This window comes from Micromonospora citrea, from assembly GCF_049629545.1.
GTDB classification, from domain to species: Bacteria; Actinomycetota; Actinomycetes; order Mycobacteriales; family Micromonosporaceae; genus Micromonospora; species Micromonospora citrea_A.
Window position 1 is genome coordinate 109,797 of the sequence record NZ_JBNADX010000014.1, and the last position, 13,172, is coordinate 122,968.

Annotated in this window: 13 protein-coding genes; 6 read left to right on the forward strand and 7 right to left on the reverse strand. The window is 75.4% G+C overall.

The genetic code is table 11. The features are described from left to right. The first annotated feature begins 54 nt into the window (after positions 1–54). Together ACPFP2_RS16970 and ACPFP2_RS16975 are read left to right on the forward strand one after the other, a co-directional pair. Complete coding sequence (locus ACPFP2_RS16970) at positions 55–1,407, forward strand: MFS transporter (RefSeq protein ID WP_424090140.1); 1,353 nt, start codon at positions 55–57, stop codon at positions 1,405–1,407. A gap of 12 nt (positions 1,408–1,419) precedes the next feature. Beyond that, positions 1,420–2,538 carry a hypothetical protein gene (locus ACPFP2_RS16975; protein ID WP_424090141.1) on the forward strand — a complete coding sequence of 373 codons (1,119 nt, stop codon included), beginning with the start codon at positions 1,420–1,422 and terminating at the stop codon, positions 2,536–2,538. Here the strand turns inward: ACPFP2_RS16975 and ACPFP2_RS16980 are convergent. Next, complete coding sequence (locus tag ACPFP2_RS16980; RefSeq protein ID WP_424090142.1) at positions 2,526–4,595, reverse strand: molybdopterin-containing oxidoreductase family protein; 2,070 nt, start codon at positions 4,593–4,595, stop codon at positions 2,526–2,528. The genes ACPFP2_RS16975 and ACPFP2_RS16980 overlap by 13 nt on opposite strands. A gap of 54 nt (positions 4,596–4,649) precedes the next feature. Further along, positions 4,650–6,131 carry a peptide MFS transporter gene (locus ACPFP2_RS16985; RefSeq protein ID WP_424090143.1) on the reverse strand — a complete coding sequence of 494 codons (1,482 nt, stop codon included), beginning with the start codon at positions 6,129–6,131 and terminating at the stop codon, positions 4,650–4,652. A gap of 219 nt (positions 6,132–6,350) precedes the next feature. On the opposite strand from ACPFP2_RS16985, the gene ACPFP2_RS16990 reads away from it, so the two are divergent. Next, positions 6,351–6,692: an RNA polymerase-binding protein RbpA gene (locus ACPFP2_RS16990; RefSeq protein ID WP_007070998.1), complete on the forward strand. Its 342-nt coding sequence runs from the start codon at positions 6,351–6,353 to the stop codon at positions 6,690–6,692. Positions 6,693–6,746: 54 nt separating this feature from the next. On the opposite strand, the gene ACPFP2_RS16995 is transcribed toward ACPFP2_RS16990, so the two are convergent. Continuing rightward, the gene (locus tag ACPFP2_RS16995) at positions 6,747–7,373 is read right to left on the reverse strand and encodes an NAD(P)-dependent oxidoreductase (RefSeq protein WP_424090144.1); all 627 of its coding nucleotides are present in this window, start codon (positions 7,371–7,373) and stop codon (positions 6,747–6,749) included. A 50-nt stretch (positions 7,374–7,423) separates the two neighbouring features. Here ACPFP2_RS16995 and ACPFP2_RS17000 point away from each other — a divergent pair, with 50 nt between their 5' ends. Then, on the forward strand, positions 7,424–8,071 hold the full coding sequence (locus tag ACPFP2_RS17000; RefSeq protein WP_424090145.1) for a MerR family transcriptional regulator: 648 nt from the start codon (positions 7,424–7,426) through the stop codon (positions 8,069–8,071). A 7-nt stretch (positions 8,072–8,078) separates the two neighbouring features. Here ACPFP2_RS17000 and ACPFP2_RS17005 read toward each other — a convergent pair whose 3' ends face one another. The 4 genes from ACPFP2_RS17005 to ACPFP2_RS17020 form a co-directional block, all read right to left on the reverse strand. Then, on the reverse strand, positions 8,079–8,597 hold the full coding sequence (locus ACPFP2_RS17005) for an FxsA family protein (RefSeq protein WP_424090146.1): 519 nt from the start codon (positions 8,595–8,597) through the stop codon (positions 8,079–8,081). Between the two features lie 93 nt (positions 8,598–8,690). Next, a complete protein-coding gene (locus ACPFP2_RS17010) occupies positions 8,691–9,455 on the reverse strand; it encodes a polyprenol monophosphomannose synthase (RefSeq protein ID WP_424090147.1) in 765 nt (254 codons plus the stop codon). 28 nt (positions 9,456–9,483) lie between these two features. Next, a complete protein-coding gene (lnt, locus tag ACPFP2_RS17015; RefSeq protein ID WP_424090184.1) occupies positions 9,484–11,019 on the reverse strand; it encodes an apolipoprotein N-acyltransferase in 1,536 nt (511 codons plus the stop codon). A 99-nt stretch (positions 11,020–11,118) separates the two neighbouring features. Next, positions 11,119–11,793: a winged helix-turn-helix transcriptional regulator gene (locus ACPFP2_RS17020; RefSeq protein ID WP_424090148.1), complete on the reverse strand. Its 675-nt coding sequence runs from the start codon at positions 11,791–11,793 to the stop codon at positions 11,119–11,121. Positions 11,794–11,870: 77 nt separating this feature from the next. On the opposite strand from ACPFP2_RS17020, the gene ACPFP2_RS17025 reads away from it, so the two are divergent. Together ACPFP2_RS17025 and ACPFP2_RS17030 are read left to right on the forward strand one after the other, a co-directional pair. Next, entirely contained in the window at positions 11,871–12,377 is a 507-nt protein-coding gene (locus tag ACPFP2_RS17025) for a pyridoxamine 5'-phosphate oxidase family protein (protein WP_424090149.1), read from the forward strand. 5 nt (positions 12,378–12,382) lie between these two features. Further along, positions 12,383–13,048 (forward strand): alpha/beta fold hydrolase, encoded by a 666-nt coding sequence (locus ACPFP2_RS17030; RefSeq protein ID WP_424090150.1) that lies wholly within the window; start codon positions 12,383–12,385, stop codon positions 13,046–13,048. Positions 13,049–13,172 lie beyond the last annotated feature (124 nt).

The following is a 13,172-nucleotide window of genomic DNA, read 5'->3' on the forward strand; positions in this document are numbered from 1 at the left end:
ACAATCCAGCATCCGTTGGATTGGCGGGCGACGCGCCCGGGACAGGAGGCGGCGATGAGCGGGCCCGACCAGCAGGCGGCCGCCCTGCCCCGTGGACCGTTGCTCGGGTTCGCCACCGGCTCGCTCGGCATGGGCGTCTGGGTCACCGTGCCCGGCCTGCTGCTGCTGTACTTCCTCACCGACGTGCTGGCCGTCACCCCGTGGCTGGCCGGCCTGGCGCTGCTGCTGCCCAAGGTCGCCGACGTGCTGCTGCACCCGTGGATCGGGCACCGCTGCGACGTCGAGCAGGCCCGCCGGGGCGACCGGCGGCGGCTGCTGCTGCTCGGCTGCGTGCTGCCGGTCGCCTTCGCCGCGCTGTTCGCCGTACCCGGCGGGCTGACCGGCGCCCCGGCGGCGGCCTGGGTGGCGGTGGCCTTCGTCGCCGGCAACCTGCTCTTCGCCGCCTACCAGGTCCCCTACCTCGCCACCCCCGCCGACCTGCGGATCGGTTACGACGAGCGGACCCGGCTGATGGCCTTCCGGATGGTGGTGCTGACCCTCGGCATCCTCGTCTCCGGGCTGCTGGCGCCGCTGCTGACCGGCGGTGACACCGCCACCCGCGCCGGCTACCAGCGGATGGGGATGCTGCTGGCCGTCGGCATGCTCGCCGCCATGCTGGTCGGCGTCGCCGGCATCGCCCGGCTGCGGCGCAGCGCCGCCGCGCCGGCCGCCGGGCACACCGGTGGCTGGCGGGCGCTGGCGGCGACCCTGCGCGACCGGCAGTTCCGCTGGCTGGTCGCCGCCTACCTGGCGATGTCGACCACCACCCACCTGGTGCTGGCCGGAGTGCCCTACTACGCCGAGTACGAGCTGGGCCGCCCCGGGCTGACCACCGTGCTGGTGGCCGCGTTCGTCGCCCCCGCCCTGCTGGTCACCCCCGGCTGGCTGGCCGTGGCCCGCCGGGTCGGCAAGCAGCGGGCCCTGCTCACCGCGCAGGGCGCGTTCGCCGTCGGTTCGCTGGTCCTCGCGGTGGGGCGTCCGGCCGGGCTGGCGGTGCTCATCGCCGCGGTGGCGGTGCTCGGCGTCGCGTTCGCCGGCATGCAACTGCTGCCGTTCGCGATGGTCCCGGACGTGATCCGCGCCGGCACCGGCGCCGCCGGCACCTACACCGGGGTGTGGACGGCCACCGAGGCCACCGGCGCGGCGCTGGGCCCGTGGGCGTACGCGCTGTGCCTGGCCGCCGGCGGGTTCGTCGCGTCCGCCGCCGGTGAGAGCGTCGTCCAGCCCGACTCGGCGCTGGCCGCGATCCGCTGGGGCTTCGGGTTGCTGCCCGCCGCCGCGATGCTGGTCGCGGTGCTGCTGCAACGCCGCTACACCCTCGACGGCGTGGCCCGCGCCGCGGACCGGCCGGTCGGGGCCGCGCACTAGACTTCCGCCTCGATGGACGCCCAGCCCGCTCCCGCCGAGACCCGCCCTTGCGCACACTGTGGACGCGACGTGCCGCAGCGTGCCGGCGCGGGCCGGCCGTTCCGGTACTGCCGGGACAACGACGGCGCCTGCCAGCGGGCGTCGCGCAACTCCCGGATGCGCCACCGCAACGCCCCCGGCCTGCCCGGGCAGGTCGCGCGCACCTGGGAGGCGGTGGACCGGCTCGACCAGATCGTGGAGACGCTGACCGAGGCGCTGCACGCCGAGCTGTCCCCGGTCGGGGTCGAACGGCAGCTCGCCCAGCTACGCGCCGAGACCGCCGCGCAGGTCGCCCAGGCGCACACCGAACGCGACGAGGCCCGCGCCGAGGCCGAGGCCGCGAGCGTCGACGCGGCCCGCGCCCGGCAGGAGGCCCGCCTCGCCGTCGCCGACCGTGACGCCGCCGAGGCGCGGGCGCGGCAGGCCGACGGCCGGGCCGCCGCCGCCGCCGAGCATGCGCTGCGAGCCGAGACCGCCGCCGAGGCCGCCCGCCGCGACGCCGGGGCCGCCGAGGCGTTGCGGGTGCAGGCCGAGCGGGACCGCGACGCCGCCCGCCACGAACTGCGGGGCCTGCGGGCGGAGCGGGACAGCGAGCGGCAGCGCGCCGCCGACCTGTCCGTCGCCCGCGACGCCGCCCACGCCGACGCGCAGCGGGCCACCGCCGCGGCTGCCGAGGCCCTCGCCCGCGCACAGCAGGCGGGCGCCGACGCGGCGGCGGCGCGGGCCGACGCCGACCGGCACGCCGGGCAGGCCCGGCAGGCCCGCGCGGACGCCGAGGCGGCGACCCGCGACCGCGACGCCGCGCGGGCGGCCGCCGAACGCATCCGGGAGGAGGCCGCCGCGACGTCGGCGCGTGCACGGGAGGAGGTGGCCGCCGCGCTCGGGCAGCGCGACACGGCCACCGCGGAGCTGGCCGCGTCGCGGCAGACCGTAGCCGCCGCGCAGGCCCGCCTGACCGAACTGGAGGTACGCCTGCGCGCGGCCGAGGCCGACGCCGACGCCGCCCAGCGCCGCGCCGGGCAGCTCGCCGACCAGGTCAGCGACCTCGCGGCGGCGCTGGCCCGGCTCGGGACCCCGGCTCAGGCCGGCTGAGCCGGGACGGCCTGCACCTCGACACGGGTGTCGTGGAAGGTCGGTCCGCCACCGAGGTCGGTGTCGCGCACGGCGGTGACCGCGTTGACGGTGCTGCCGCCGGGGCTCAACCGTGCCCAGTACGCCTTGTAGGTGAACGCCAGCCCCGCCCGGGTGGCGTCGTCGACGGCGACGGTGGCGAGGAACTCACCCCGGTCGTTGTGCACCCGCGCGGTGTCGCCGTCGGCGAGACCCCGGGCGGCGGCGTCGTCGGGGTGCAGGTGGATGCGGGGCGGGCCGGTGCGCTTGAGGTGCCAGGGCAGCGACGCGAAGGTCGAGTTCATCAGGTACCGGCCGGCCGGGGAGATCAGCGCCAGCGGGAATCGGCGGGCCAGGTCGGCGTCGCCGGTCTCGGCGGGCGGGGTGTAGCCGACGAGCGGGTCGACGCCCTGCGCGGTGAGCTGCGGGTCGTACAGCCGGGCCCGTCCGTCGCGGGTGGGGAAGCCGCCCTTGGCGTACGGGGCGGTGCCGACCTCGACGCCGGTGGCGCGGGCGTAGGTGGCCTCCTCGAGTTCCTCGTAGCTGACGCCGCTGCCGTCGAGCAGTTGCCGGGCCAGGTCGGTGTCGCTGTCGCGCAGCCGGGGATGCTGCAGGCCGAGGGCGGCGGCGATGCGCCGGAAGATCTCGGTGTTGGGCAACGCCTCGCCGGGCGCGACGGTCGCCGGCAGGTTGAGGGTGGCGTAGTGGTGGCCGTAGGAGGTGTGCAGGTCGAGGTGTTCGGGCTGCATGGTGGCCGGCAGCACCACGTCGGCGAAGTCGCAGGTGTCGGTCCAGCGTTGTTCCAGCACCACGGTGAACAGGTCCGCGCGGCCCAGCCCCTGCCGCAGCCGGTTCTGGTCGGGGACGGTGGCGGCGGGGTTGGCGTCGAAGACGACCAGGGCGCTGACCGGCGGGTCGGCCTCGTCGGTCAGCGCGGCGGCGAGCCGGCTCATGTTGATCGACCGGGCCGGCGGGGTGGGCAGGTCCGCCGGGCGGGCCACCCGGTCGGGGTCGATGCGGTGGTGTCCGCTGGTGGTGACCAGGGCGCCGCCGCCGGGGTGGCGGAAGTCTCCGGTGAGCAGCGGGATGGCCGCGATGGCCCGGACGGCCTGCCCGGCGCCGGCGTGCCGTTGCAGGCCGAGCCCGACGCGGATGGCGGTGGGGCGGGTGGTGGCGATCCGGTCGCCGAGGCGGCGCAGCACGTCGACGTCGAGGCCGCACACGGCGGCGGCCCGTTCGACCGGCCACTCGTCGAGTCGGTCCCGCAGCCGGTCCCAGCCGGTGGTGTGCGCGGCGAGCCATTCGGTGTCGGCGGCGCCGAGGTCGCGGATGTGGCGCATCAGCCCCAGGGCGAGCGCGGCGTCGGTGCCGGGCAGCGGGGCGACGTGCTCGTCGCTGCGGGCGGCGGTGTCGGTGCGCAGCGGATCGACGGTCACCACGTACGCGCCGCGCCGGCGGGCCTCCTGCACGAACGGCCAGTGGTGCAGGTTGGTCGAGAGCAGGTTCGCCCCCCACAGCACGATCAGCTTCGCCTCGACGATCGACTCCGGTTCGAAGCCGACGGACCCGCCGTAGATCGAGGCGAGGGCGGCCCGGGCGGCAGCGGTGCAGATGGTGGTGCGCAGCCGGGACGCCCCGAGGTGGGCGAAGAGCCGCGGTCCCATCGTCCAGCCCTGCACCAGCCCCATGGTGCCGGCGAAGTAGTACGGCAGGATCGACTGCGGGCCGTGCCGCTCGATGCCGGCGCGCAGCCCGTCGGCGACCCGCGCCACGGCCTCGTCCCAGCTCGCCGGCCGGTACGACACCGGGCCGACCCCCTTCGGACCGACCCGCACCAGCGGGGTGGTGAGCCGGTCGGGGCCGTTGACCGCGTCGAGGTAGCGATTGACCTTGCCGCACAGCGCGCCCCGGGTGAACGGGTGCCCGGGGTCGCCGCGCAGCGCCACGGCCCGGCCGTCGGTGACGGTGAGCTGCCAGGCGCAGGTGTCCGGGCAGTCCAGGGGGCAGGCGCCGGGGTGCACGCTCGTGGTGGGGGCCATGCCGCGGATGCTATCGCCGCCGGGTGCCCGCGCACCTCCCCCACAGGTGGCAGCTCAGTGGATGCCGGCCATCAGCCGGGAGACGTGCCGCCCGGCCATCATCGCGCCCAGGCCCAGCGCCACCGAGGCCAGCCCGAAGGTCAGGAAGTACGTCGGTTCGGGCCAGGTCTCGGCCAGCCGGGCCACCTGCCCGCCGATCGCGTCGCCGACGGCGGTGGCGAGGAACCACAGGCCCATCATCTGGCTGGCGTACTTGACCGGGGCGAGCTTGGTGGTGGCGGACAGGCCGACGGGGCTCAGGGACAGCTCACCGGCGACCTGGATGGCGTACACGGCGATCAGCCACCACGGGGAGACCAGGTCCCCGCCGACGGCGGCCTGCGCGGCGGCGGCCATCAGCACGAACGACAGGCCGTTGAGGACCAGGCCGACGGCGAACTTCACCGGGGTGGAGACCCGGTGGCCCAGGCGTAGCCACAGCCAGGCGGCCAGCGGCGCCCCGATGATGATCAGGATCGGGTTGACCGACTGCAGCCACGAGGCGGGGAAGGTGAAGCCGAGCACGTCGCGGTCGGTGTTGTCGGCGGCGAAGATGTTCAGCACCGACCCGGCCTGGTCGTAGATCAGCCAGAACGAGGCGGCGAAGACGAACAGCCACAGGTACGCCTTCATCCGCAGGCGTTCGGTGCCGCTGATCTCCTGGTCGGTGAGGATCCGGGCGAAGTAGCCGATGGTGATCACGACGGTGGCGACGGTGAGCAGGTTGACCACGCTGTTGACGGTGAACAGCCCGGCGACGGCGAGCGCGGCGAGCACCAGCGCCAGCACCAGCACGCCGATGCCGATGCGCCGCAGCGCGCGGCGGCGGTCGGCGCCGAGCAGCGGGTCGGCGGGGCGGGCGCCGGCGTCGCCGAGGTGGCGCCGGCCGAGGACGTACTGCAGCACGCCGAAGGTCATGCCGATCGCGGCGGCCCCGAACCCCAGGTGCCAGTTGATCTTCTCGCCGAGGAAGCCGCAGACCAGCGGGGCGATGAACGCGCCGAGGTTGATGCCCATGTAGAAGAGGGAGAACCCGGCGTCGCGGCGTGGGGAGTCCCGGTCGTACAGGTCGCCGACCATGGTCGAGATGTTCGGTTTGAGCAGGCCGGTGCCGAGCACGATCAGGGTCATGCCGGCGAAGACGCTCCACCGGGTGGGGATCGCCATCACGTAGTGCCCGGCGGCGATGACCACCCCGCCGGCCAGCACGCTGCGCCGCGCGCCGATCAGCCGGTCGGCGATCCACCCGCCGGGCAGCGCCATCAGGTAGACCATGGCGTTGTAGGTGCCGTAGACGGCGCTGGCGGTGGACTCGCGCAGGCCCAGGCCGTCCTCGGCGACCGCCGCGGTCAGGTACAGCACCAGGATGGCCCGCATGCCGTAGAAGCTGAAGCGTTCCCACATCTCGGTGAGGAACAGGGTCGACAGCGCCCGCGGGTGACCGAAGAAGGTCTTCCCGCCGGGGCGTCGGGCGTCGACCGGCGCGTCACCGCTCATCGTCACCTCCGGCACACCTGGGGGCGGCTAACATCCCCGGTGAACGCCGAAACACGCATACGATTCGACCCGGCCGGGGACGACCCCGCCGGGTACCGGTCATGGGCGGCTACCCTTGCAGGGGCCACCGGGCCGGTCACCCACCTGGGCGGGAATGCCCCGGCGGCGACGGGCCGTTACACCGAGAAGACCAGCACCACGAACGAGGGGAAGTCGATCATGGGCGAGCGTATGCTGCGCGGAAGCCGTCTGGGCGCGGTCAGCTACGAATCCGACCGCAACACGGAGCTCGCGCCGCGTCAGACCCGCGAGTACCTGTGCGCCAAGGGCCACCAGTTCGAGGTGCCGTTCGCCGTCGACGCCGAGGTCCCCACGACCTGGGAGTGCAAGTTCGACGGCAGTGTCGCCCGGCTGGTCGACGGCACCGAGCCGGAGCAGAAGAAGGCCAAGCCGCCGCGTACCCACTGGGACATGCTGCTGGAGCGCCGCTCCATCGCCGAGCTGGAGGACATCCTCGCCGAGCGGCTGCAGGAGGTCCGCACCCGCCGCGGCCGCGCCTGAGCGAGCACGACGAAGCCCCCGCAGAGCCCGTCTCCTGCGGGGGCTTCGTCGTGCTCAGCGCCGCACGACGGTCACGCAGCCCCGGCGGTGCGCGCCCGTGTCGACCAGGTCGAGCAGCGTCCGCGCCAGCGCGGCGCGCGTCAGCTGCGAGCGCAGCCCGGTCGGCAGGTCGACGCCGACGGCGACCGGCGTGTCGGGGCCGTCGACCAGCCGGGGTGGGCGCACGATCGTCCAGTCCAGGTCACTGCCGCGCACCGCCGCCTCGGCGCGCTCGGCCTCGGCCAGCCGCTCGGCGCCGACGAGGCGGGGCCACAGCAGCCAGGCGGTGCGGCTCTGCGCCGCGACGCTCTCCCCGACGCCGACGGTGGACACGCTGACCAGCCGGCGCACCCCGCTCGCGGCCATCGCCGCGACCAGGGTGGCGGTGCCCGTCGATCGCACGGTGCCCGGTTGCTGCCCGATTCGTACGCCGAGGCAGCTGACGACCGCGTCGATTCCGGCCAGCGCACGGGTGAGCGCCTCGGGGTCGCGCACGTCGCCGTGTGCCACGCTCGCGCCGGGCAGCCGGGGCACCGCAGGGTGGCGTACCAGCGCCACCACGTCGTGCCCGGCCGCCGGGGCCAGTTCCCGCACGGCCTGACCGGTTCCGCCGGTCGCTCCCACCAGGAGGATCTTCACCATGAAATGGAGAGTAGCGCTCCCCACTATCCGGTGTCGAGTAGGCTCCCACCATGCGCCTGTCCGATCTGAGCCGCGCCGTCGGCGTACCGACGGCGACCGTGAAGTGGTACCTGCGCGTCGGCCTGCTGCCCAAGGGCACCCCCACCGCCGCCAACCAGGCCCGCTACGACGCGCGCCACGTGCGCCGGCTGCGGCTGGTCCGCGCGCTGATCGAGATCGGCCGGCTCAGCGTCGACGCCAGCCGCCGCGTCTGCGACGCCATCGACGATGCCGACCTGCCGCTGCACGAGGTCCTCGGCGTGGTCCACCGGGCCCTCGCCGATGCCGGCGCGCACGCCGGCGCCTCACCCGAGGCGGGCGCCGCCGTCGACGCGTTCCTCGACCGGCGCGGCTGGCAGGTACGCCCCGACGCCCCCGCCCGCGCCGAACTGGCCGCCGTCCTGACCGCGCTGGCCGGCTTGCGTGACTCGGGCGCACCGCCCGTCGACACCGCCGACGCCGTGACCCGCCTGCTGACCCCGTACGTCGAGGCGGTGGAACCCCTCGCCGCCGCGGAGGTCGCCGGTGTCCCCACCGACCTGGCCCGCGACGAGGTCGTCGAACGGGTCGTGGCGGGCACCGTGCTGATGGAACGGGTCCTGGGCGCGCTGCGCCGCCTCGCCCAGGAACACCACTGGGCCGGCCGGGAACCCGGCTGAGCGGGGCTCAGCCCTGCCGCGGCTCCACGATCTCGCCCTCGATCGCCTGAGCGCCGTCGAGGACCACCGGCTCGTCCGCCGCGGCCGACGGCTGCGCGTCCCCCCGGCGCACCCGCACCGTACGCGGCCCGAACAGGTCACCGGCGACCATCGACGACACCCGCCGCTCGGTGGCCCGCTGCACCCCGGCGCGGGCCAGCCGGCGCACCGGCGGCACCAGCAACAACAGCCCCACCGCCGCGCTGAGCAGACCCGGAACGGCCAGCAGCAGCGCACCCAGCAACCCCACCAGCCCGTCGGTCACCTGCCGCCCCGGCGGCTGCCGCGACTGCACGGACGCCCGGAACCCCCGCCACGCCCGCATCCCCTCGCGGCGCAGCAGCACCAGCCCCAGCAGCGACGCCGCGAACCCCAGCAGCACCGCCGAGCCGTACCCGATCGCCCGGCCCACCCCGACGAACACCGCCAACTCCAGCACCACCGCCAGCAGCAGCGCCAGCGGCACGAACCTCAGGTATCGGCGCATCTCACCTCATCCGCGTCGTACGGCACCCGCTCACCGGCCGGCACACCGGACCCGGGGCGGGAATCCGCCCCTCCAGCATGACACGTCCGGCGCTCACGGCCACCGGTCGTGACCCGCCCGGCCCCGACGCACCCCACGGTCACGCAACCCCCACGTGGTGATCCGCCACAGCGCCTCCGCCACGATCAGCGGGCTCATCTTGCTCGCGCCCCGTTCCCGCTCGGCGAACGTGATCGGCACCTCCACGATCCGCACCCCCGCCCGGTGCGCCAGCCGCGACAGCTCCACCTGGAACGCGTACCCCTGCGAGCAGACCGACTCCAGCGCCATCGCCCGCAACGCCGCCGTGCGGTACACCCGGTACCCGCCGGTGGCGTCGCTGACCGGCATGCCCAGCGCCAGCCGCGCGTACAGGTTGCCGCACCGCGACAACAACAGCCGCCGCACCGGCCAGTTCACCACCTTCGCCCCACCGGTCCACCGCGACCCGATGACCACGTCGGCGTCGCGGGCGGCGGCCAGCAGCGCGGGCAGGTCCTCCGGGGCGTGCGAGCCGTCGGCGTCCATCTCCACCACCGCGTCGTAGCCCCGTTGCCGCGCCCACGCGAACCCGGCCAGGTACGCCGCGCCGAGCCCCGCCTTGCCGGGACGGTGCAGCACGTGCACGTGCCCGTCGGTGGCGGCCATCGCGTCGGCGAGCGCGCCGGTGCCGTCGGGGCTGTTGTCGTCGGCGACGAGGACGTCCACCGCCGGGGCGGCGGCGCGGACCCGGCGCACGACGTCGGTGACGTTGTCGGCCTCGTTGTAGGTGGGGATGACCACCAGCACCCGCCCCACGCCGTCGATCGGCACGCTCACCGCACCCCTTTCGCGTCGACGCCGGCGGCTACCCTCCGGCGCGTGCGCGGCGACGTGTCCCGGCCGCGGCCAGCAGCAGCGCCACCGCCAGCCCGGTCAGGGCCACCTCCGGCCACACCCCGGCCCGGGTGGCCGGCGTCCGGCCGTCGGCGAGGGCCACCTGCCGCAGCACCACCGCGCGGGTGTTGAACCCGGTGGCGCCGCTTACCCGCCCGTCGGGGGTCACGAACCCGGACACCCCCACCGTGGAGGCCATCAACGCCCCACGGCCGTGCTCGACGGCCCGCAGCCGCACCATGGCCAGCTGCTGGCGGGCCTCGGCGACGTCGAAGGTGGCGTTGTTGGTCTGCACCACCAGCATCTGCGCCCCGCCGTCGACGGTGTCGCGGACCAGCCCGTCGTAGGCGACCTCGAAGCAGATCACGTCGCCGAGCACCGCCGGACCGGAGCGCACCACACCGGGGGTGTCCCCGGCGACGAAGTCGTTGCGGACCAGGTCGACCTGCTCACTGACCATCCGGGCGATGCGGCGCAGCGGCACGTACTCGGCGAACGGCACCGGGTGGCGTTTGGTGTACAGCTGCGACTCATCCGCCCCGCTGCCCGGGCGCCACAGGATTCCCGCGTTGCGCACCTGTTTGGGCCCGGGGCCGCGCAGCACCGCCCCGACCAGGATCGGCGCGTCGATCGCCTCGGCGGCGCGGGAGATCCGCTCCCCGGCGGAGGCGTTGCGCAGCGGGTCGATGTCGGAGGAGTTCTCCGGCCACACCACCAGGTCCGGGCGGGGCTGTTCGCCGGCGTCGACCCGGGCGGCCAGCTCCAGGGTGGCGTCGACGTGGTTGTTCAGCACCGCCTGCCGCTGGGCGTTGAAGTCCAGACCCAGCCGGGGCACGTTGCCCTGCACGACCGCCACGTTCACCGTCCGGCCGGTGCCGGTGGCGCCGGTGGGCAGCAGCAGCGCCCCGCCGGTGACGGCGAGCGCGACGGCGGTCGACGCCGCCACCGGCGCCCACGCCCCCGGCGTACGGCCCGGCCAGCGCCGCCACAGCGCGGCGGCCAGCAGCCCACCGACCAGCGCCACGGCGAAGGTCACCAGCGGCGCGCCACCGAGCCAGGCCAGCCGCAGCAGCGGGGAGGTGTCCTGGCTGAACGCCAACCGGCCCCACGGGAACCCGCCGAACGGGGTACGCGAGCGCAGCGCCTCCTGCGCCACCCACAGCAGCGCGGTCAGCAGCGGCCACGCCCACCGCCGCCGGTCGGCCAGCGGCGACACCCACGCCGTCGCCGCGCCGAGCAGCGCCAGGTAGCCGGCCTGCAACAACGACAGCAGCACCCACGGCAGGTAACCGGTGTGCAGGTTGGTCCACTCCAGCATCGGCGCGAACAGCGCCACCCCGGTGAGGAAGCCCAGGCCGGCGCCGGCGCGCATCCGCCGCCGGTGCGCCGCGACGGCCAGCAGCGCCACCCCGAGCGGCGCCAGCGGCCACAGCCCGTACGGGGGGAACGCCAGCAGCATCGTCAACCCGGCCACCACCGCCGCCGGCACGGCCCACCGCAGCGGCATCGCGCGCGGGACATCGTCGCGGCGTACCACCTCGGTGGCACGCGTCTCATCCCGGTCGAGCGTCGTCACCGGCACCTCACCACGATCACGGGCCGAAGGCTACCCGGCCGCCGCGCCCGTCGGTGCGGTGCCGGCAGGCTCGGGCCTGCGGAAGCTTCCCAGCAGGCGCGCGGCGGTGTCCCGGTCGCCGGTGACGCCGATCGCCCCGGCCGCGACGGCGTCGGTGAGGGTCCGCGCCCCGAACACCACGTCGCGCAGCGTCGTCGGGTCGGTGTCGACGGTGGCGTCGGGTCGCCCGGCATCGCCGCGCGTGACGCGCAGCTCCTCCCCGGTGGCCTCGACGGTGAACGAGTCCACCCCCAGCCGCAGCCGCACGACGCCGCGCGGCCCGGCGGCAAGGCCCGGCACGTACGTGGTGCGCAGGGCGAGCATCAGCGCGTCGACGCCGAGCCCGGCGGCGCTGCTCAGCGGCGCCCGGGCCCCCCACCGGCCCAGCGCGAGCAGCACCGCGTCGAGTTCGCGGCCCCACTCGGTCAGCTCGTAGACACCGGCGCTGACCGGCGGGCCGAGGGTGCGGCGGGTCAGCACGCCGGCGGCCTGCAGGTCGCGCAGCCGCTGGGAGAGCACGTTGGGACTCATGCCGGGCAGGCCACGGTTGAGCTCGGCGAAGCGTTTCGGCCCGAGCAGCAGCTCCCGGACCACCAGCAGCGACCACCGTTCCCCCACGGCGGCCAACGCGCGGGCGACCCCGCACGGGTCGTCGTAGGAGCGCATGGGCGACAGCGTAGCCGAAAGCAGTTGTGCACCCGTAGTTGTCACTCCTAGGTTAGGAGTGACCGAGGAGAGGGTGCATGACGACCGAGACCGACCTGCCGCAGGGCGACCCGCGCCTGCTCGACACCGACCTGGCCCGCGAGCTGCTCACCTCCACCGAGCTGGCCCGCCTCGCCTACGTCGCCCCGGACGGCACCCCACGGGTGATGCCGATGATGTTCCACTTCACCGGCGAGGAGGTGGTGTTCAGCACCTTCGGCGGCGCCCGCAAGATCGCCCACCTGCGTGCCCGCCCGCACGTCGCCGTCACCATCGACACCGCCGGCGACCCTCCCCGAGTGCTGCTGCTACGCGGCCCGGTCACCGTCACCGACGTACGCGGGGTCGTCGCCGAGTACATCGCGGCCCACGAGCGCTACCGCGGCGCCGAACAGGCCGCCGCGACACTCGCCGAGATCGACCACCCCGACCTGGTCATGGCGCGCATCGCGCTGCGCCCCACCTGGGTCGGGGTGCTCGACTTCGTCACCCGCTTCCCCGGCGGCGGCACCGCCGAGGACATCGTCGGGCAGGCCCGACAGTGATCCACGTGCTGATCCCCGGCGCCGGTGGCGATCCCCGCTACTGGGACCTGCTCGTCGACGAACTGCACACCCGGGGCCACCGCGCCGTGGCGGTGCCGCTGCCGGCCGCCGACCCCGACGCCGCCCTGCCCGAGTACGCCGCCGCCGTCCGCGCCGTCGTCGACACCCACCCCGAGGTGGTGCTGGTGGCCCAGTCGATGGGCGCGTTCACCGCCGCGCTCGTCGCCGACCACCCGGCGGTGCGGCTGCTGGTGCTGGTCAACCCGATGATCCCCGCGCCGGGTGAGACACCCGGCGACTGGTGGGCGGCCACCGGCCACGCCCAGGCCCGCGCCGCGTACGCCGCCGCGCAGGGCCGCGACCCGCACGCCGACATCGACCTCGCGGTCGACTTCCTGCACGACGTGCCCGCCGACGTGTTCGCCCGGATGAGCGACGGGCCGCAGGAGTCCGACGCGGCATTCGTCCGGCCCAACCCGCTGCGCGCATGGCCCGACGTGCCGACCCGGGTGATCAGCGGCCGCGACGACCGGCTCTTCCCGGCCGACTTCCAACGCCGCCTGGCCGTCGACCGCCTCGGCGTGCACCCGGACGAACTGCCCGGCGGGCACCTGCTGGCGTTGAGCCAACCCCGCCTGCTGGCCGAGAAGCTGCTCAGCCTCACCGGCTAGAGACGGAAATCGGGGCGCGGCATACGCCGCGCCCCGATGCTCCCAGGCCCTTCCCGGCCGGTGGGGCGAGAACGAGCGACGCCGACCTTCGGACCGACCCGACGGTGGACTGGCTGCCCCCGCC